This is a genomic window from Catalinimonas locisalis, assembly GCF_038039535.1.
GTDB lineage: Bacteria > Bacteroidota > Bacteroidia > Cytophagales > Cyclobacteriaceae > Catalinimonas.
Genome location: NZ_JBBPHP010000013.1, coordinates 134,279 through 156,575, shown reverse-complemented (window position 1 = coordinate 156,575; position 22,297 = coordinate 134,279). Strand labels below are relative to the sequence as shown.

11 protein-coding genes are annotated in these 22,297 nt (G+C 44.0%); 3 read left to right on the top strand and 8 right to left on the bottom strand.

What is annotated here, in order from left to right:
• Positions 1–62: 62 nt before the first annotated feature.
• The 6 genes from WJR50_RS17470 to WJR50_RS17445 all read right to left on the bottom strand — a co-directional run bounded on the left by WJR50_RS17470 (position 63) and on the right by WJR50_RS17445 (position 9,333).
• Positions 63–1,856, bottom strand: a complete 1,794-nt coding sequence (locus tag WJR50_RS17470) for an efflux RND transporter periplasmic adaptor subunit (protein WP_341294593.1) — start codon at positions 1,854–1,856, stop codon at positions 63–65.
• Positions 1,853–3,094, bottom strand: a complete 1,242-nt coding sequence (locus tag WJR50_RS17465; protein ID WP_341294592.1) for a sialidase family protein — start codon at positions 3,092–3,094, stop codon at positions 1,853–1,855. The genes WJR50_RS17470 and WJR50_RS17465 overlap by 4 nt, the downstream gene beginning before the upstream one ends.
• Entirely contained in the window at positions 3,091–3,621 is a 531-nt protein-coding gene (locus WJR50_RS17460) for a TlpA family protein disulfide reductase (protein ID WP_341294591.1), read from the bottom strand. Before WJR50_RS17460 ends, WJR50_RS17465 begins: the two co-directional genes overlap by 4 nt.
• Before the next feature lie 13 nt (positions 3,622–3,634).
• Complete coding sequence (locus WJR50_RS17455) at positions 3,635–4,909, bottom strand: TolC family protein (RefSeq protein ID WP_341294590.1); 1,275 nt, start codon at positions 4,907–4,909, stop codon at positions 3,635–3,637.
• A 116-nt stretch (positions 4,910–5,025) separates the two neighbouring features.
• Entirely contained in the window at positions 5,026–8,850 is a 3,825-nt protein-coding gene (locus tag WJR50_RS17450) for an efflux RND transporter permease subunit (RefSeq protein ID WP_341294589.1), read from the bottom strand.
• Positions 8,851–8,937: 87 nt separating this feature from the next.
• Positions 8,938–9,333 carry an HYC_CC_PP family protein gene (locus WJR50_RS17445; protein ID WP_341294588.1) on the bottom strand — a complete coding sequence of 132 codons (396 nt, stop codon included), beginning with the start codon at positions 9,331–9,333 and terminating at the stop codon, positions 8,938–8,940.
• 261 nt (positions 9,334–9,594) lie between these two features.
• Here WJR50_RS17445 and WJR50_RS17440 point away from each other — a divergent pair, with 261 nt between their 5' ends.
• Positions 9,595–11,139: a GH3 family acyl-acid amido synthetase gene (locus WJR50_RS17440; protein ID WP_341294587.1), complete on the top strand. Its 1,545-nt coding sequence runs from the start codon at positions 9,595–9,597 to the stop codon at positions 11,137–11,139.
• 58 nt (positions 11,140–11,197) lie between these two features.
• On the opposite strand, the gene WJR50_RS17435 is transcribed toward WJR50_RS17440, so the two are convergent.
• Complete coding sequence (locus WJR50_RS17435) at positions 11,198–12,442, bottom strand: alkaline phosphatase family protein (protein WP_341294586.1); 1,245 nt, start codon at positions 12,440–12,442, stop codon at positions 11,198–11,200.
• 323 nt (positions 12,443–12,765) lie between these two features.
• Positions 12,766–16,821, bottom strand: coding sequence for a two-component regulator propeller domain-containing protein (locus WJR50_RS17430; protein ID WP_341294585.1), 4,056 nt, complete (start codon positions 16,819–16,821; stop codon positions 12,766–12,768).
• Between the two features lie 279 nt (positions 16,822–17,100).
• Here WJR50_RS17430 and WJR50_RS17425 point away from each other — a divergent pair, with 279 nt between their 5' ends.
• Positions 17,101–20,430, top strand: a complete 3,330-nt coding sequence (locus WJR50_RS17425; RefSeq protein WP_341294584.1) for a SusC/RagA family TonB-linked outer membrane protein — start codon at positions 17,101–17,103, stop codon at positions 20,428–20,430.
• A gap of 5 nt (positions 20,431–20,435) precedes the next feature.
• Positions 20,436–22,247, top strand: a complete 1,812-nt coding sequence (locus WJR50_RS17420) for a RagB/SusD family nutrient uptake outer membrane protein (RefSeq protein WP_341294583.1) — start codon at positions 20,436–20,438, stop codon at positions 22,245–22,247.
• The last annotated feature ends 50 nt before the right edge of the window (positions 22,248–22,297 follow it).

The window sequence follows — 22,297 nt, the reverse complement described above, 5'->3', positions numbered from 1 at the left end:
TCATAACATACTAATCTACCGCTAATGTCTCTGGCTGTCAATTATTTAGAGCATCATACTTTTTAAAACACCACCAAAATATCTTCTACATTTCCGCAGCTCAGCATCATGTCACCATAATACGGATTGCGGATTTCTTCTGACTGGCTAAGCCAGTTGGCCCCTTCATCATCATCTGCCATGGGGCAATACTGAATATACAATTTTTCTGCCGTTCCGAATGCTTTTGCCACTTTAATGACTCCGGCAGACAAGCTTTTAAAGTTTTTTCTTTGCGTATCTATGTTTTCTGTGTTCCCAATCGCTTTAGCCGAAGTTGTAATCTCTTCCAGCCTTTCCATCCAGTACATATGCGGCTCATGAGGCAAAAGGCTCATATCTACTTTCTGAAGAGAAGTCAGCATATCAGCCGCGTTTTGCTGCGCTAGTTCCTTTTCAGAACTTACCAAAGCGTCTTTCAACGCTAGGTAATCTTCCAGCATATCCTGCAATTGCTCACGAAAAGCTTCAGGAGTAGCCATTACAAAATCAGGCACTTTCATGTTCAACTCATTAGGCAAAGTCTCCGAGGACTTCACCTGGATATTGCGGTTCATCATGCTGGCTTTGTTGTTGAGCTGAGCAGCGGCATCTACTGTAAAAGTACCATTAGTCACCACTTCTTCTCCCGAAGCAAGCCCTTCTTCCACCAGGTAGGCATCTCCCAGACTTGCTCCTAAAGAAACTTCCCGCATCTCATAGGTAGGCACATTAGTTTGAGGAACTTTTACATAGACCACTGAACGTTTGCCGGTCCACATGACGGCAGATTTAGGCACTAACAATTCACTTTTCTGTCCTTCCGTAATTTCTTTGGCCTGATCACTACTCAGGCTTCCGCGAACAAACATGGCTGGCTTCAATAATCCCTCTGCATTCTGCACCTCCGTTCTCACTTTAGCCACTCTGCTTTGAGGATCAATAAATGGGTCAACGAAAGTAACTTCACTTTTAAACTCCTTATCAGGATAGGCAGCTACGCTAAAGCTGATGACATCCCCTTCTTTGATCCAGTTGAGATTGCTTTCATAAGCGTCAAACACAGCCCACAGTTGGGTCAGGTCAGCAGCTTCGTAAATTACAGCGCCTTCCGTCACATGCTCGCCAGTTTCTATATTGATACTGGTCACAATACCAGAAGCGTTAGCCCTTAGCGGCCAGTAAGAAATGATTTTTTCATTTTCTATCACCTGCTCAATCTGAACATCGGAGAGCTTCCAGTACTTAAGCTTTCGCTTAGCCGCCTCAAATAAACTGGGATTACTGGCCTGAAACTTTTTGGCTTCCAGTAACTCCTGCTGGGCAGTGACCAGTTGGGGAGAATAAATTAAAGCAATCACCTGACCTCTTTCCACACGCTCTCCTTCATAGGTGATGTACATTTTCTCCACACGCCCGGCAAAATGGGCAGTCTGGGCATTCACCCGGGTTTCATCCATCTCGATCTTTCCAGTGAGCTGTAAATCCTTAGTTTCATCGGCATACGTACCGGCTGTACCAATTTTGGTAGTCTGCACATTGGCCAGCTTTACAGCATCCGCGCTCATGGTAAGCTGATAAGGGTTTGTGGCAGCCTCATCCTCTTCCAGAGGAATCAGATCCATACCACAAATAGGACACTGACCGGGTTCGTTCTGTCGCACCTGAGGGTGCATGGAACAGGTCCATATGGTTCCTTCTGCAGTCTCGGTAGGTACAAACTCGTGCTCATGTTCGGCAGTCTCCACATGGGGTGGGACAAAAAATATCCAACCAAGTATCATGCCTATGCCAAGCATTAATATATATCTAAGTATCGTTTTTGATTTGAGTGTCATGGCAGTATTTCATTCATGTCTAACAATGCGGTCATAATCTTTGAACTTTGCTCATCTACATGCGTCCAGGCAAAGAATACCTGTTCACCTGCTTTTTCCATAATCGGAAAGCCACTGGAACGGGAAGAAGCGGTATTAACCATGCTTTTGTCGGCTATCACATTTAATTTTTTATCAATAATTGCTGAACGAATCTCCGCTCCTCCATCCAGTGCTTCCAGCCAACTGACCATCGCATAAGTTTCATTCAGCATGATAACATCCACACGTCCCAAAGGATTTCCGTGATCCAGTCGGACAGGCTTGCCAAAAGTAGCTCCATAGTCCTCCGAAAAAGCCAGTTGAACTTTAGGCGTATTATCAGCAGCCGTAAACCAGGCTACCGCCACACCCTGGCCCTGGGCAGCAATGGCCGGGCCATTTACCGGACAGGCATTGATTTGCCAGCCATCAGCATAAACAGCCTGCGCTTCAGTCCATTCTCCACCCTGCTCACGGGTGATGTAAATATCCCGAACTTCTTCTTCTGTACGATCACGATAGACAACTACTGCTCCCTGATCTGTAATCACAGCATCTGTCTGACAGCAATCGCAAATGCGATGATCCAGTTCCACCTCATCACCTATATTGCCAGCCTCATCAAAGGTGGTGCTGTGCAAGGTCATAGCTCCTCTGTTTTCTTGGCCATGTTCATTGTGACTATGACTTTTGGTAAAACGGCCGTCCAGCCAAACAGCGAACATTTCATCTTCATAGGGCAATATCGTCACAAAGCCATGTTCGGCAGAAATACTATCCCGATGGAGTACAAAGGGCTCCGACCAGCTTTTTCCCTGATCTTCAGAAAGGGCTACATTCACTTCATAATCGTAGGTACCTTTACCACTTTTGGCTAGCCAGTGAGCTGCCATCAGGTTTTTGTTTACAGCTATGGAAGGAAAATCAGCCCAGTTAACAAACCACCCCCTATCCTGAGCGATAGTCTGAGGCGTAAACCATTTTGTACCTTCCCAACTGGAAAATTTTAAGGCATGCTCACCATTCTGCGTTTCTTCAATCCATGAGAGGTACACTTCTCCATTTTCAGCAACAAACAAGTTTGGTTCGCCACTTTGTAAAGAAGCTGGTGAGACGACAGACTTCATGTTCCACTGCTTCTCTTCTGTTTCAGAGGCAGAAGGGGATTGGCAGGCAAGGAAAGCCAGATTCAGCAATATAAGTGCATAGGTTTTCATAGGCTTTTCAGTTCCTGAATGTGTGCTTCCGTATTCCATTCCCGTGCGCCAATAATTTCACTGACCACTTCTCCATCTTTGATGATCCAGGTAGTAGGCAGGGCGGTAATCTGAAGGTTTTGCACACCGGATTGTAGCTGTACAAAAGGCAAATCTAGGTTTTGACGTGCTTTGAAGCTACTGATCTTTTCCATGCTTTCATCGGAAGCCAGTAAAAACACGAAATCATCTCCCAAAGCAGTTCGTGCTTCTTGCATAGAAGGCATCTCTATGATACAGGGCTTGCACCATGTAGCCCAGAAGTTGAGCACGATAGTTTTTCCAGAATAATCATCAAGGTTAATAGTATTTCCTTCCAGGTCTTTCAACTCTACTTTACTCAATGGTCCGGACTGCTCTTCCTGCTGTGCATTGGTCTGTGCAGATGTCTCTCCATTTTCCTGCTGGCTTGCAGAATTACATGCTGCTGTGGCTATGAGCAACATCATTAAGGCTATAAGGTTGAAGTATAATTTATTTTTCATCATGTCTATTAATTTATCATTCCTCATTATTCATAATAATTTCCACGGCGGTGAGTTCATCCAGTTTGGCAAGTGCAATTCTTGCTGTTGTCAAAGCATCATTCAGCATAATTCTATATTCCAACAACTGAATCTGAAAATCCAGCACATCCTCAAAATTCTTATTGGTAGTTTCATAGGCATTGTTAAGAATATTGATGGCCTGTTGTGTACTTTCAATCTGTGCTTCATACAGCTTAATTTTATTTTGAGCAATTTGAAAATCGCTATATGCAGTTTCCAAAGTAGCCATCAGCGCATTCTGCTGAGATTCAGTGGCCAACACATTATTTTCCTGCCTGAACTTCACCTCCTGACGGGCAGCCGTATACTTTCCATTATTAAACACAGGAATTGACAGACTCACCATGGGCATGATCATATCCATTCCATTATCGGGCACTTCCATATCTGTCCGTGCCCTCATGAATCCATAGTCCAGGCCTACGCCAATTTCCGGCCTGCTGCTTAAATCCGCAAGACGTGCTTCCCGTTCCAGCAATCCACTTTCTTCACTAAGCACACTCAAAGAAGGATGGTTTTCCAGCACCTGAGCTCTTAAGCTATCTTTGTCTATCAAACCAAAAGATGAGGGTAAATCCTCAGGAATTTCTAAAGTCGCATCAAGTGTTCTGTTGAGCAGCGCATTTAACCGGGCATACTGAGCAGTAAGATTTTCTTCCAGCGTAAGCAATTTATTTCTTTCGTTTCTGATTTGCATCTGCACTCTCAGAATATCTACCATCGTACCAAGATCGTTTTCATATTTCTGGGTAGCTATCCGTTCATACGATTTAAGGATTTCAATATTCTCCTTGCTAAGCCTGATATCCTGTTGGATATTGTAAAGCTGGAAGTAAGCCTTTTTTATATCAAAGTACAGCTCATTCCGTAACTGCATGAATTCCTCAAAACGTACCTTGGCTTCTTGCGTGGCTGCGTCTTTTCGGGCATTCAATGTTCCAAACCAGGGCAGCATTTGCTCCAAAGAGATACGTGCCACCTGGTCACCGGCTCTGGTTTGCACAGGATTGATGAAATAGCCAAAACTCAGTCTCGGATCAGGCAATGCACCTACTTGTGGAGACCTTTCTAAAGCTGAAAGATACTCCTGATACTTTGCCTTTAAACCGGGATTGTTTTCAGCAGCAACTTTCATGTATGCTGATAAAGACTGAGATTTAACTTCTACCGATAGTATAACAGAAATAAGTAGAAACAATAGAAAATAAATTGTTATGGACAGTTTCATTTTTTCGTGTTTTTAGTGGCTGTGATGAAGTTGTTAAGCCTAACTTGTTGTTTCTGATGTAACTCCATCATCTGACTATAGTCTTTATTTATTATCTTATTTCAATTTTCTAAACTTCAAACTTTCAACTTTGAATCTTGAACTCGCTTCTCTTCTCTCCAACAATAAAGCGTAGGCACAACAAAAAGCGTAATTAATGCGACACACATTCCGCCGAAGATAGGTATGGCCATAGGAATCATAATATCCGAACCGCGTCCTGAAGAGGTAAGTACTGGTAATAATGCCAGCAAGGTGGTAGCTGAGGTCATCAGGGCCGGACGTACTCTTTTTTGTCCGGCTTCTACTACCGCAGCTCTGATCTCAGGAATTGTCTTGGTTCTGTTTCTGTCAAAAGACTGGTCCAGATAAGTGGCAATCAATACGCCATCATCAGTAGCGATACCAAAGAGGGCGATAAAACCTACCCAAACGGCTACGCTGAGGTAAACCGTCTTGACCTGAAAGAGGTCGCGCATATCGGTTCCTAAGAGAGAAAAGTTGAAAAACCAGTCGTTACCGTACAGCCAGATCAGGATAAAACCTCCGGCAAAAGCTACTGCAATGCCACTAAATACCATCAGTGAAGTAGTGACCGAACGGAACTGAAAGTAGAGGATCAGAAAGATGACCAGCAGACAGAGGGGTATGACGATGCTCAGTCGCTGTGCCGCCCTGATCTGATTTTCATAACTACCAGAAAAGCGATAGCTGACCCCGGCAGGAACTTCCAGTTCACCATTGTCTATTTTTTGCTGCAAATAAACTTGAGCAGCTTCTACCGTTTCCACCTCTGAATAACCGTCACTTTTGTCAAACAACACATAAGAAACTAAAAATGTATCTTCACTTTTGATCATTTGTGGACCCTGAACATAATCAACCCTGCTCACTTCGCCCAAGGGAATTTGGGTACCAGTAGGCGTAGGTATCAGGATTTGCATGATCTGCTCAGGGTCATCCCGTAACTCGCGCGGGTAGCGTACCCTGATAGGATAGCGTTCTCTGCCTTCCACACTCATGTCCAACATGATTCCGCCAATAGCCACTTCTATATAATTCTGCACATCCTGAATACTCAGTCCGTAGCGAGCTATCTTCTCGCGGTCAATCCGTATTTCCATGTAAGGCTTACCTACTATCCTTTCGGCAAAGACTGCTTCTGCTTTGACTGCCGGTACTTCTTTGAGGTAGCCTTCCAGTTCCAGACCAAAAGCTTCAATCGTTTTCAGATCCGGCCCTTTCACTTTGATCCCCATAGGCGCACGCATACCGGTTTGCAACATTACCAGTCTCGTCTCTATAGGTTGTAGTTTGGGTGCCGAAGTAACGCCCGGTAAGCGTGTAGCCTTGACAATCTCACCCCAAATATCGTCGGGTGACTGAATTTCATCCCGCCACTGCCTGAAATACTGTCCATCTTCATCAGGTATCAATAAATCTGTGTCTATATAAGGGGCTTCTGCTGCTGTAATTGCAGTTACTGTATCTTCCTTTTGCAGCAAGAAATTTCCCTCATCATTGGTGCGGAAACGCATACGCCGACCATTTTCATCAGTCAGGTATTCACTTTTGTAGTTGATGATATTCTCGTACATAGAGATAGGTGCCGGATCTAAAGCTGATTCTACTCTTCCTAATTTACCCACCACCGACTGCACTTCGGGAATGGCGGTAGCCATCATATCCAGTTTTTGCAGAGTGGCTTTATTTTCTTCAATCCCCGCATGCGGCATAGAGGTAGGCATCAGCAGAAAAGCGCCTTCATCCAGGGCGGGCATAAACTCCTCTCCTATTCCGGGAAAAGCATGTTGCAAATCAGAATAGAAAGCAGTGCCGCGCATATTCACATTTACCTTCTCCAAGCCACGGCTAATGGCACCAAATACCCCATCAAAGCCCTGCCAGATAACGGCTCCCCAGAGTACGAGCATAGCAGGAATGAAGAGAAATACCGCTTTGTACCTGAGACACCAACGTAGAATCCTTGTATAGTAGTGGTAAAACAGAAGGAAACTACCCAGAATCAGAGCAATCCCTAAAATTACAAAAATGAAGTTAAGGAAAAGACTAACACCTGCTCCTAATGGCAACCATTCCGCAGTAAGCCAGAAGGTAATCAGCGCCAGTGTAATACCAATATTAATCCACAGCCGATAGGTAGATGCCCACAGTAGTGTGGGATGATCCCAGGCAGCCAGAAAATTCACTATCCCAATCAGCATCAGAAATACACCTGCCCATACCAAACCTGAAACTAATGCTACCAAACCTATTGCCGTGATCAAAAGGTTGATAGTCATGCTGAGCTTTTTCTTGTGGATTCTGATGGAAAAGAACCAGTAAGCAAAAGTAGGCATGATGATAAGCGTGATAAACACGGAAGCTGCCAGCACATAGGTTTTAGTAAAGGCCAGTGGGGTAAATAACTTGCCCTCGGCCGCCTGCAGGCTGAACACCGGAATAAAGCTGATGATGGTAGTAGCCACTGCCGTCACAATGGCGGATGCCACTTCTATCGTACCTTCATACACGATATCCAGATAAGATTTACCGGTATTCCTGTTGGCTTCTATATGTTTGAGGATGTTTTCAGAAAGGATAATTCCTACGTCTACCACCGTACCAATGGCAATAGCAATACCCGAAAGGGAGACAATATTAGCCACAACACCGGTATAGCGCATGGCAATAAAGCACATGAGTACTGCCAGAGGCAGTAAAGCAGAAATCAGCAGTGAAGCCCGCAGGTTGACCACCATCACAATAATGACGATGACTGTGATCAGGATTTCCAGAGAGAGTGCTTCTTCCAGGGTACCTAAAGTTTCCTGTATCAGCTGCGTACGGTCGTAAAAAGGAACAATTTCTATGTGGGAAACCGTACCATCTTCCAAAGTTTTGGTAGGTAGGCCACCTTCTATTTCCGCAATCTTTTCTTTTACATTGTTGATGACCTGCAAAGGATTAGAGCCATAGCGGGCTACCACCACTCCTCCTACCACTTCAGCTCCAGCCTTATCCAGTACTCCTCGACGATTTGCAGGTCCGTACTGTACTCTGGCGACGTCTTTGATGCGTAAAGGTGTATTGTTTTCAACTTTTACCACCGCATTCTCCAGGTCTTCCAGGTTTTCAATATAGCCCAGTCCTCTTACAAAATACTCGGCATTGTTGATCTCAATGGTCCTTGCTCCTACATCCAGGTTGCTGTTACGGACACTTTCAGCCACCTGCGCCAGCGTAGCACCATGTGCTTTGAGCGCATCCGGGTCAATCTCTACCTGATATTCTTTGACATAACCGCCTATGGAGGCTACTTCAGATACGCCTTCGGCAGAGGCCAAAGCATAACGTACCAGATAATCCTGAGCGGAACGAAGTTCCTGCAGATCCCAGCCTCCGGTCACATTACCCTGCTCATCTCTTCCTTCCAGGGTGTACCAGTAAATCTGACCCAGCGCGGTAGCATCTGGTCCTAATGAAGGTTGCACACCTTCGGGCAGCGTGCCGGAGGGTAAAGCGTTGAGCTTCTCCAGAATGCGCGAACGACTCCAATAAAATTCTATGTCTTCATCAAAAATGATGTAGATGCTGGAAAAGCCGAATGCAGAAGAGCTGCGAATGGTCTTTACACCGGGCATCCCCAGCATGGCAGTAGTGAGGGGGTAGGTGATCTGATCTTCCACATCCTGCGGAGAACGGCCTTTCCATTCGGTAAAGACAATCTGCTGGTTTTCGCCAATATCCGGGATAGCATCTACGGCTACCGGATCTTGAGGAAGAAAACCAAATCCCAGATCAAAGGGAGAAGTTACTATACCCCAGCCCAGCAGAAATATTAATATAAGTACCGTCACCAGACGGTTGTAAAGAAAAAACTTAATCAGTTGATTTAACATCTTTCATTTCCGATCAAAATTCCAAAAACGACAAAAGAATGACGCTTATACAGGGTCATGCTGTAATAAAATGGATTCGGAAATGGTCTAAATCAGAAAGGATTGCAGCAATACGGGAATGTCTTGCGCAATGGGTGGAGAAAGATAAGGTTTAAACTCAGTTTCATATGCCTCCTGCTCCACAAAAAGTGCGGATAAATCCAGATAAGGCAAAAGAGCTGTTAATGCCAATACATGGCAATCAAACTGAAAAGCAGAAAGCTGAAAATCCTGATCAAGCAGGAAGGTAAGATGCTCATCCTGACAGCAGTTATCGGGCATATCATCCGGCTGATCGCAGTCCGGCTGGCAGCAGTGCATTTTTTCATGCCCCACTTCCACAGCCGACAGTTCACCCCCACAGTAATGCTTACTGATAGCAACTCCGGTCGTGGAGAGCAGCAATATCATGCTGAGAGTTATATGAATAAACTTTCTGATCATGGATTGATTTGATACTTCGCTAACGCCATTATCACTTTTTAGGTTTCAATATTTTTTCACGAATAATCAGGAAAAGATATATCTGTGAATTTATTCTATTTTTTAAGATTCCCAAAAATTACCCCTCTATTAACTGCTCATAAGGCTAATCTTCAGAATTAGCCCCATTTAAACATAAAATTGTTAATGAATTAATAACAAATAACTATTTATATCGGTCTCAAAATTGTGTAAGTTAATATTACAAACAACTTAAGACCCATGCCCATATTAGGAAAACTGGTAAAAAAAGGGCTACAATTACGTCAGGCTGTAGAACATCCCTACAAGGCTCCCTTTAACCTGCAAAAAGAGCAGCTTCGCCACCTTTTGTTTACTGCACGTCATACCCAATTTGGTAAGCATTACCATTTTGAAGAATTGCTTTCCCACTTTCACTCTTTAGATTCGGAAGCATTTTATACTGCTTATAAGCAAGCTGTTCCCGTGCATGATTATAACAAGATGCACAGAGAGTGGTGGCATCTGAGTCGTGAGGGAGAAAAAAATGTCAGCTGGCCGGAGCGTGTTAAGTATTTTGCCCTTAGTTCGGGTACTTCCGAAGCTGCCTCCAAATATATTCCTATCACCTCTGACATGCTGAAGGCCATCAACAAAGTAAGCGTCCGTCAGATTCTTTCACTCAATCAGTATGACTTACCGGAAAGCCTCTTTCAGAAAGGAATACTTATGCTGGGCGGCAGCACCGCGCTAAATAGAAATAAGTACAGTTATGAGGGTGACCTGAGCGGCATCACCTGCAAACGTATGCCCTACTGGTTCTATAGCTTTTATAAGCCAGGGCATAAAATCTCACGGGAGAGAGACTGGAATAAAAAGCTGGACGAGATTATGCTCAATGCCCACAAGTGGGACATTGGGGTCATTGTAGGGGTACCTGCTTGGCTACAGATGCTGCTTGAAAAAATCATTGCTCATTACGGACTGAAAACTATCCATGATATCTGGCCTAACCTGAGCATCTTCATCCACGGAGGGGTTTCGCTCACTCCTTATCTGAAAAGTTTTGAGCGACTTACTGCCAAACCTTTGATCTACATAGAAACTTATCTGGCTTCCGAAGGATTTATCGCTTTCCAAAGCAAGCCTCATGTCAAGTCTATGGAAATGATGCTCAAGAGCGGGATTTTCTTTGAGTTTGTTCCCTTCAACGAACGTAATTTTACAGCCGATGGCGAGATGGTAACCCATCCTGAAACCCTGATGATCCATCAGGTGGAAGAAGGAAAAGAATATGCACTGCTGCTTAGCACCTGTGCCGGTGCGTGGCGCTACCTGATTGGTGATGTGATCAAGTTTACCGATGTACAGGATACACAAATTGTGATTACCGGACGTACCAAGCATTTTCTGAGTCTATGCGGTGAGCATTTGTCTGTAGACAATATGAACCGTGCTATACAGATGCTATCGGAAGAACTGAACGCAGAAATCAATGAATACACGGTAGCTGGTGTAAAGCATGACAATCTTTTTGCACACCACTGGTACCTGGCGATTGATAAAGAGGTGAGTGAAACAGAGGTAAAACATAAGCTGGACGATTATCTGAAATACCTCAATGACGATTACAAAACCGAAAGAAGTGCTGCTCTTAGGGAAGTGAAAGTCACCATTCTGCCTCACGATGTATTCCTGAACTGGATGAAAATACAGGGTAAAGTAGGAGGGCAACATAAGTTTCCCCGCGTACTCAAAGGCCATCAATTAGAGTCCTGGGAGTCGTTTATCGTATCCCAGCAGTAAGGCTATACGATTGTAAGAGTAGAACAGTTTGAATAGCCGTTCTACTCTTATTACTTTTTTAGGGTTCTTCTTCTAGCACTATCCACTTATTGACAAAATTATGCGGTCCTTCCAGCACGATTTTATAGAAAGAAGAAGGCTTATCGCTTACCTCAAAGTTGTATTTTTCTTTTTTTAGCGGCACCTCTCCTATCAAAGTATATTCATCTTCTCCTCCTTCTTTGAAGTGGTTGGTGGTACTGAGCCAGACTTTTACATTTCCCTTTTTCTCCATAGCGTCCCATTCTAGTTCAATTTGGTTATTCATCAGCTTAGCGCTCGGATTAGCCAGTGAAACTTCTCCAATCAGAGGTACGCCATCAATTTCCATCTCCTGCTCTCTGGGAATATCCAGGTTCATATGACGGGCAATGGTTGGGAAAATAGAAACCACTCCCGGAACTTCATTTTCAAAATACGTATTGAGATCTTTGGCATTGGTCGTAATCCAGGTAGAACGCTCCCTGTCTGATTGTCCACCGTGATGTTTGCCAGTCTCCTCATCCCGTCCATGATCGGTAGTGATCACGATCAGCCAGTCTTCATCATAGTTCTCCTCACGATACTGAATAGCATCCCAGATTCTTCCGATCTGGTCGTCGGCTACTTCCACCGCGTCATACATCTGCTGACTGTCACCAAACTGATGACCCATGTCATCCGTGTACTCCAGATATACCCAGGATAAATCAGGCCCCTCTACTTTGACATAGCTGGCTGCCTCATCTGTGACATGCTCATCAATCAGGTGAATGTATTTTCTGTCATTGCCGTGAGGGAACTGTACGGTATCATGCTCAAAACCATCAAAGGCATAGTCCAATTGTACACTTCCTGTTGCCTCCAATCCTTCTCCTACCAATTTGGTCCGGTTATCCAGCCAGGTAGAGAAAATAGCGGTTTCTTTTTCAGGGTACTGTTCTTCCAGAAAGCGAAATAAGGTCCAGTACTGATAATTAGGATTTTTAATGCTATTACCCCACACATTGTGTTTGTTCACCCAGGTACCAGTGAGCAAGCTGTTATAGCCTACGGCGGAAATGGTTGGTGTTTCTGAATAAGCACCTTTTTCACCGCCCACATAGGCATGAGTGTAACCACCAGCTTTTGCAATTTCGTCCAGCTTAGGCGTGTTGATTTTTTCTATGACATCAGCAGAAATACCATCAACGATGATAAATAGTGCTTTCTTTTCAGGAGTTTGTGCATAAAGGCTACAAGCAAAAAAAACATATGAAATCAGTAGTACGAATTTGATACGCATTGATCTAACTAAGCTAAATAAGTTAATAAATAATTAAACAGATGTGATTGAACGCTCTTTTGACTCACAAAAGAAAATAGAAGGAAAGCACAAAAAATAAGACAATCATCAGGTAAAAAAAGACCTCTAAAATAAATGCTTTACGTAGTGTTTTCTTCTCTGAATTTTTCCCTCTGTCCTTTTGTCTGATCATAAAATTTGTCCGTTTCAATCCCCGGCATATTATGAGTTTAATTAAAGTGCTAAGGAAATGAATCTTCAAAATAATGGTATAAATCATTTTAGCTAAGATTTTTCACATTCTTCAAAGCTAAATTTATACTTTATTCATCTTCCAATTTCTGCTGGTGGGCTTCAAACTTGGAGGGAGATATGCCATACTCACGGATAAAACACTTAGAGAAGTAATTGGGATTATTGAAGCCGACCATATAGGCCACTTCTGATACACTCCAACGTTCCTGTTCCAGTAATGAGGCAGCTTTTTTCAGACGGACACTACGGGTAAACTCATTGGCTGATAAACCGGTAAGGCCTTTTAGTTTTTTGTAGAGATGTGTTTTGCTCACTCCCATAGTAGCGGCAAATTCTTCCACACTAAACTCTGTATTTTCAATATTCTGCTCTACCACCTTCATTGCAGCCTCCAAAAACTCCTGATCAGCCGTCTGATGAGCTTCAATCTGCGGATCAGGAATCAGGTCTCTACTCAACTCTTTCCGAAGCTCTTCCCGGTAAGCAAGTGTATTTTTTACTTTCAACTGAAGTGCTTCCAGTTGAATCGGTTTCTCCAGGTAATCATCTGCGCCAGCGCGGAGTGCCTGCAGCATACTCTCTTCACCACTGCGGGCAGTAAGCAGTATCAGCGGAATATGATGTGTATCCAGATTGGATTTTACTTTTTTACAGAAAGAAATCCCATCCATTTCGGGCATCATCACATCAGAAATAATCAGGGCGAGCTTATGGTCTGAAAGCAAATGCAATGCTTCTTTTCCGTTACGGGCTTCCAGTATGTGAAAACTGTGAGAGAAAATTGACTTCAGATATGACCTCACTTCATCATTGTCATCAACCAACAAAATAGAGGCGTGCCTTCTATCTTCTTCTGATGTAGCTGCATCATTTTCATTGTGGAAAACAGTTGCAACAGGCAGCAATGGCATATTTTCTTCTCCAAATACTTCAGGCTGGATATCGGTGAAAGCTTCAACCTCTTGGGAGATTGGCAAGCTTACCGAAAAGCAGCTACCCTTTCCCTGCTTACTTTGTACGCTCACTGCTCCCTTATGCATTTCTACGATTTTTTTCACCAGGGCCAAACCAATTCCGGTACCACTATTTCCATTCATATGGTGCTCATCTACCTGATAATAACGGTCAAATACGTACTGCTGGAGGTGTTGGGGAATACCGATGCCATTATCTTCCACTTTGATTAACAGATACCCTTCTTCGCCGGGAGCAGTCTGGTCCGTATCAACAGAAACACGAATACTACCATGGGGAGGGGTAAATTTGAAAGCATTAGAAAGCAGGTTATAGAGCACGGTTTCCATCTTTTCAAGGTCAAAATAGATCTGAGGAAGCTCATCTCTAATTTCATAATGAAAATCAATACGCTCTCTGTCCGCCAGATCTTCAAAATATTGAAATACATGCTTAATAAAAGGTTCTACCTCATGTGCCGCCAGGTGGAGTTCATCATGTGAAGTTTCCAGTTTGCGGAAAGTGAGCAGTTGATTGATCAGTCTGAGCAGGCGCTGCGCGTTCCTTTCCATCATCACCGCTTCTTTTTTATCCAGTTGCAATACTTCTTCTTTCTTCCCTTTTAGCAGTTTTTCTAGAGGATTGAGAATCAGCATCAAAGGAGTACGAAACTCATGGGAAAGCCCGGTAAAAAAGTTGAGCTTCATCTGGTGGATTTCCTCCTCTTTTTCCCGTTCCTTTCTCTCCTGAATCAGATCATTCTTAAGCTGAATACGGGCAATGGTGAACCTTCTGGCCAGATAAACAATAATGAGCAGCGCCAGACAGTAAAGAAAAAAGGCGAAAGGCGTCTGCCAGAAAGGAGGGTGAACGATGATTTTTACTGAAGCTTCCTGCTTATCGGGTGAGATATTTTCTTCCAGTACTTTTACCCGAAAGAGATACTCTCCCGGTTTGATATTGGTGTATGTGGCTGAAGTTTCGCTGCCTATGTTACGCCAATCATCCTCAAAACCTTCCAGTTTTACTGCGTACTGCTGCTGCCCGGCTCTTGGGTACTGTGAGGCAACAAAATCAATAGTAAACACAGAATGTGCGTGGGAAAGGTTTATAGAATCAGCTAATGCGATATGCTGCGGAAGCAAATTAGTACCTGCTTCAACCTTTTTTCCCATTACTTTCAAACCATTCAGGTAGATGGAGTGTGTGTGGGCTTTTTCAAAATTATGCTCAGCCTGGAATGCATAAAGACCCTGCCCACTGCCAAAGAAAAAAGTGCCATCTGCAGACTGAAAAGAGGCGCCAAACAGAAAGTCCGTATAGCGAAGGGATGAACCACTGTCAAACCATTTGAACGTATCGCTCTCAGTTTGGTATCGTGCTAACCCACTGCTTGTACTTACCCAAAGATGATCTGCACCTCTAACTAAAATAGCGCGTATTTTATTGTCTTTTAAGCCTTTTTGCTGCTCATAATGTTTGAGCTGACTTTTTTGAGTATTCCAGTAATAAATCCCATCTTCCCAGGTACCAATCCAGAAATTTCCATGATGATCTTCCTGCAATGCAGTAACGAAAGAGGGTAAAGCTGTCCAGGGGGCTGCCTGAAGCTGATACTCTTGTCTATTTTTCCCAGGAGTCAAGTAATAAGTGTTTCCTTCGTAATTACCAATCCACAGCTTTCCATCCTGCCCTTCGTATAACCAAATCAGCATATTGGTGCGCTTCCTATCTTTTCCATGCAAGTTGACTGGCAGGATTTCATCCTGAGCAGGGCTGTAAAGATGCAGTCCTCCTCCCTTGGTAGCCACCCAAATACGTTTATTCTTGTCTATCAGAATCTTTCTTACATCATCATGTTGTAGCCCCTTTGCTCCTGCTCTGAAAGTTTTGATTACACCTTTACCCGCCTCAATAACATTAATCCCGTGTTCGTACGTCCCTACCCAGATTCGCCCCTGATGATCTTCTGCAAGAGTCTGTATGGTATTACCTTCCAAACGATACTTTCTGTCTTCGGCCTCTCTGCTGTAGGTAGCGATAAGTTTACCATCCTGTGACATCACCGTCAGCCCATTACCACCACTACCTACCCAAAGTTGCTCCTGGCTATCCTGAAGTATGGCATGTACTGAGCTGCTGCGATAGTGATAGGGATTACTTTTGTAATAATGGAAAAACTCATCTTTGGCCGAAAAATTTAGCCCTCCATAGTTGGTCCCTATCCACAGGTTCTGATCTTTGTCTTCAAACAGGGCAAGTATATTGTTACTGCTCAGGCTGTTTTCGGCTCTGCTATCACTGGTATAGTGGATAAAGCCCGTAGCCGCAGAATCCAGCAGATGCAAACCTCCCAGATCAGTGCCTACCCAAAGATGTCCATCAGAAGTACTGAGCATACACAGTACATCATTGGCATTCAGACTTTGCGGATTCTCGGGCACATGAGCGAAATGTGAGTAGAGTGACAGATTTTCAGCATCAAGGGTGTAGATGCCTTCCTCACGGGTAGCAACCCAGAGTTTATCCTGAAAAAACAGTAAGTCAGAGATATACTCTACCCCTTCCATTGCAGGCACCTTGTGAATGTCAGCCGCATCCTCTGAGGAAGTAAACAGACCCGTATCAGTAGCAAGAAGAAATTTTCCGTCTTTCAGCGCCAGTATCTCCCTGATATGATAATCCTCAGTAGATGCTAAAAATTGAAATGATTGCTTCCGGTAAACGAAGACTCCGCGGTCCGTACCCACCCATAGTACACCATGTATGTCTTCATAAATCGTAAATATCTGCCGATCAGCCAGCGCTTCAAATCGCTCAAAAGCATCAAGTCTGGCATCATAACGATTGAGACCGAGTGCTGTACCTATCCATAGCTCCCCATTACTATCAGTAAAAACTGTATTGATCTCACTATGAGAAAGACTATTGCTATCGGAGGGCTGATGGTAATAGGTGTGAAAGCGGTAACCGTCGTAACGGTTGAGTCCCTGGCTGCTGCCCATCCACATAAAACCATAGCGATCCTGCGCAATGCTGCCTATATAGTTTTTGGAAAGCCCATCTTCAGCGGTAAACGCTTCAAATGATAATTTCTGGGCAAAGAGTGTAGTGGTTAGGAGGCAGCTTGTGAAAAATAAAACAAATAAGGCTGACGATATTCTGATCATATGCAAGCACAAAGGTACTTATAATTCCGGATTAATACATGTAGACCGTGTTATGCAAAAGTTAAGCAGCGAAACTATGATTTAACCGAAAAATAAAATACTACTTAAATTACTGTAAAACAACTAGTTACATGTGATTCGTGAAGATTTGTTTCTGATTCGTGAAGATTTGTAGCCTTGGCTTAACGATATCTACAGGCATTCTGAATATCCCTTATATACACTGCGGTAAATCTCTCCTACATTTGAAATGATTTCAATTCACCAAAAAAAATCGTAATGAAACAATTCGACCTATCACAAAAGCTTCTGAAGCTTGCCTGTGCAACAGCATTTGCTGCTTTGCTGTGCATGCTTCCGGCTTTCGTTTTCAGCCAGTCTCAAACCGTAAGTGGTAAAGTGCTGGATGAGCAAGATTCCCCCCTGCCAGGGGTCAATGTCTTGATCAAAGGATCTGGTCAGGGAACAATAACTGACGTACAGGGAAACTTCAACTTACAGGCTGCAGGAGATGATGTGCTCATTTTCAGCTTTGTAGGTTATGAAACCAAGGAAGTACCTGTCAATAACCAATCTCAGATGAATGTACAGCTGTCTGAAGACGCTGCACAACTGGATGAAGTTGTAGTAGTAGGCTACGGTACCCAGAAAAAAGTAAACCTCTCCGGTGCAGTAGATCAGATTGATGCCGAGGTGATTGAGAACCGACCTATCTCCAACATTTCCCAGGGTTTACAAGGTATTATCCCAAACCTGAACGTTGATTTCCTTTCAGGAGAACCTGGTGCCGCTGCCAATATCAACATTCGCGGACTAACCTCCATCAATGGCGGAAACCCCTTGATTCTGATTGATGGAGTACCTTCTGATGCAGTAGAACTCAACAGAATCTCTCCTCAGGATATTGAAAATATTTCGGTGATTAAAGATGCCTCAGCTGCAGCAATCTACGGTGCCCGAGCTGCATTTGGTGTGATCTTAATCACTACCAAAATGGGCGATGAAGAAGGCGTAAGCGTAAGCTATTCCAATAATTTCTCCTGGGACAGACCTACCATAGTACCTGAAAAAATCACCGATCCCTACATTTACCTCAGGTTGGCAGAAACTGCCACTGATAATACTCCCTGGGATTATAACAATTATACCGATCAAACTTATCTTTATGCCAAACAGCGTTCTGAGGATCCTTCTATTGCTCCGGTAAGGCAAGACTTAACCAATAGCGAGCAATGGGAGTACATGGGTAACCGTGACTGGAGTAACTACTTTATGTCAGAAAGCAGTTTTTCTCAAAACCACTCGGTATCCGTAGATGGTATGTCTGAAAAAGCCCGCTATTTTATCTCTGGTAACTACAACCGCCAGAATGGAGTGATCAAAGTTGCGGATGACTACTTTGACCGTTATAGCTTCCGAAGTAAAGTAGATTATGATGTTACCGATTGGTTTACTTTAGGCAACAACACTTTTCTTACTAACACTACCCGCCAGCAACCTTCAGCCATTGTCAACAGTAGCTTGCTGGCCAATACCCTACAGCAAGGGGCAGGAGGTTCATCTTTCTGGGAAATTTATAACCTCTGGCCCACCGACTGGCATGTAAACCCTGATGGAACCTGGGGTAATAATGCTACTGGCAGACTAGCTGCCCGTATGTCGGATGGAGGATCTACTTCCGAAAGATACAACAGTCTGCAATCTCGTTTTACTGCTCAACTATCTTTTTGGGATGATCTATTTAAAGTAAACGCGGACTATACCTATCGTCGCGGAAGCACAAACTTCAACTACCAGACGAACAAGTATAACATAGGATTTGGACCAGATGATGTTCGTGAAGAAGGTCAGAACTTTGCCCATCGCAGCGCCGGTTTTGAAGACTATAACGTTTTCAATGTCTATGGTACATTCAACAAAGAAGTAGGGGTCCATGACTTTACAGCTATTGTCGGCTATAATCAGGAGTACTACCGTTCAGAATTTTTCAGTGCTGAACGTAATAATGTGATTTCCTCTTCTCTACCCACCATTGCATTGGCTACCGGTGATGCCAATGTGAGTGAAATCATAGGTGACTGGGCCATTCGTGGAGCTTTCTATCGCCTGAACTATATCTTACTTGACCGCTACATTGTGGAATTCAACGGCCGTTATGACGGAAGTTCTCGTTTCCCTGAAGATAAGCGATTTGGTTTCTTCCCATCAGCGTCTGCCGCCTGGAGAATAGACCAGGAACAGTTTTTTGACCCTTTGAGCACTGTCATGAGCACTTTCAAACTTAGGGCATCTTATGGATCTTTGGGTAACCAGGCTGTTTCCAGCTCTAATTATTATGGTTATATCCCTACGATGGCCGCTTACCAGTCTGATTATCTGATCGGTGGAAATCGTCCTCAGGAGATATCTTCTCCTGGTCTGGTATCACCTAACTACACCTGGGAACAGGTAAATACGGTTAACTTTGGTGTTGATCTTGGCTTCTTTGGAGACAGGCTTACTGCCAATTTTGATATCTATGAAAGAAACACCATTGGTATGCTCACGCTGGGTAGAGATCTTCCCGATGTACTGGGTGCTGCGGAACCTTCCGAAAACGCTGCTGACTTGCGTAACAATGGTTGGGAACTGGCGCTGAACTACCGTAACGACTTCAACGTAGGAGGCAGTCCATTAAGCTTCAATACTAAGTTTATATTATCAGACAGCCGCGCCACCATCACCAACTTTGATAACCCTAACCGCAACCTTACTCAATACTATGAGGGTATGGACCTGGGAGAGATTTGGGGGCTGGAAAGTGATGGCTTATTTGAATCGGAGGATGAAATACAGCAATTGGATCAAACGGCTATCGTCCCCTGGGGAGCGCTTACTATCGTTCCCGGCTGGCCAAAATACATAGATCAAGATGGTAATGGTGCTATTGAAAAAGGAACTACCGTAGATGATCCCAAAGACCTGAGCGTGATCGGAAATATCTCCCCTCGCTACCGCTTTGGACTGGACCTTAACATGTCATGGAAAGGTTTTGATGTACGTGCTTTCTTCCAGGGCGTAGCCAAGCGTGACTACTATCCTCAGGATTACCTGTACTGGGGATTCTACCAGCAGCCTTATGCCGGTGGTTATGCACACCTGAATGACTTCTACCGTGGCACCGCCGATAGCGATGTAGAACGTGCTCAGCATTCACAATCATACATTGAAGCAGGGCTTGCCGATCAGAATCTGGATGCTTACTACCCCGTATTACAAGCCTGGCTGGCAGACCGTAATCTCGGAGAGCGTATTGACCAGGCTCAGGGGTTAGCCATTCCTCAGACCCGTTACCTGCTGAATGGCTCTTACCTGAGACTTAAAAATCTGACCATAGGCTATACACTTCCTCAGACCTTAATGGATAGAGTAGGTATTGGCCGCCTGAGAGTTTTTATCAGTGGTGAGAATGTATTTGAGTGGTCAGAACTCCGGGATTATTACGATCCTGAAGCGATCAATGATAACAACAACTACGATCCTTCTCAAGGAAATTCAAGACAAGTAGGAAGCGGGTATGCCTATCCTGTGCAGAGAAGGTTTGCTGTCGGACTGAATGTTAACTTCTAAAAAAGATGAGAACAATAATGAATACGCTATATAAATCAATGTTTGCGGCCAGCCTTTTGCTACTGGTGGCAGCATGTAATGACGAGTTTCTGGACAGGGTACCGGAAACATCTATTGGCAAAGAAAACTTCTTCAATACTGAAGAAGATCTGGACCTTTACATTTACGGCCTGTATGACTTTCCTGCGCATGGTCAGCTGATTGAGGACCGTTCAACGGATAATGCTGTGACTACCGGGGTTACCGAAATCAAAAATATGATGATCGGTGATCCTTCATCTACTACCATTGCCGGTGGCTGGGAATGGGACAGACTCAGGGATATTAACTACTTTCTGGAAAATTTCGGTAATGCAGATTTGTCTGAAAGTCGCCTGAATCACTTTGAAGGTTTGGGTAGATTCTTCCGTGCTCGCTTTTATGTGGACAAAATAAAGCGCTATTCTGATGTACCCTGGTATGATCAGGTGATTGAATCCAATGATGAAGAACTGCTCCTCAAAGGTAGAGATTCTCGTGTAGAGGTAGTACAGAACATTATGGACGACTTTACCTTCGCCGCTGAGAATGTGGATGCTGAATCTCTAGAAGGCGCTGTAAACAGCTGGGTTGTGAAAACTTACCTTGCCCGTTTTGCATTGTACGAAGGAACTTACCGAAAGTATCATCCTGAACTCAACCTGCAGGCCACTGCAGATGAGTTTATTACTTTGGCCAGAGATATAGCACAAGACATCATTGACAATGGAGGCTTTGCCCTACATAACACAGGCAACCCTACAAATGATTATGCAAGTCTATTTAACAACACCAATCTGGGAGGTAATTCTGAAGTTATTTTGGTGCGTGCCTTTGAAAATGAAACTCTCAACAGCGGGTGGTGGGCCTATACATTTGGTAACTATGAGGTATGCCCGACCAAAGATCTCTTACAAGCTTACCTGATGACGGATGGTTCGTACTATACCGATCAGCCTGGTTATGAGACCAACTTATTTGTGGAAGAATTTCAGAACCGTGACCCTCGTCTTTCTCAGACCTATGCCTATCCGGGATGGGTGCTGGAAAACACCTCAACTTATGTGCAGGGTGCCGGAGTATATGTGCAGGAGTTAGCCAAGAGCTTTACAGGTTATCACCAGATCAAAGGTTTTATTAACGATACAGATATTACAGTACAGAATAGTGCAGATTATCCGGTGCTCCGTTTTGCTGAACCCTTACTAATATATGCGGAGGCCAAAGCTGAGCTAGGCGAACTTACCCAGGCTGACCTGGATATGACCGTAAACCTGCTGAGAGCAAGAGTAGGAATGCCTGACCTTAGCATCAACCCTATGGTTGATGATATGCAGGCTGCTCGCTATCCTAACATCACCTCACAGCAGAAAGATGTGTTATTGGAAATTCGTCGTGAACGTAGAGTTGAGCTGGCACTGGAAGGCTTCCGTTTTGATGACCTGATGCGTTGGGGAGCAGGTGAATTACTGGAAAATGAGCCTGAAGGTATTTATTTTCCTTCTCTGGGCAAATATGACCTTACCGGTGATGACATAGATGACATCTTCCTGATAGATGCTTCTGAATCTATTCCAGAAAATAAAGAGGTAAATGAACTGGGTGAACAGCTGGTTTACTATCGTGCCGGAGCTTTTGGTGAAGATGTGGGTGTTTTCCTTGAAAACGGTAACTCCGGTACCATTCAGACCATGGCCGACCGTGGTACATTCGTCGCTCCTAAATATTATTATCGTCCTATCCCACAGTCTGATGTGGTACTCAACCCTAATCTGGAACAGATTTTTGGTTGGGAATAAGGTTTTTTTTAAGTCTGGTAAAATTGTGAAGGCCTAGTTTTGGGCCTTTA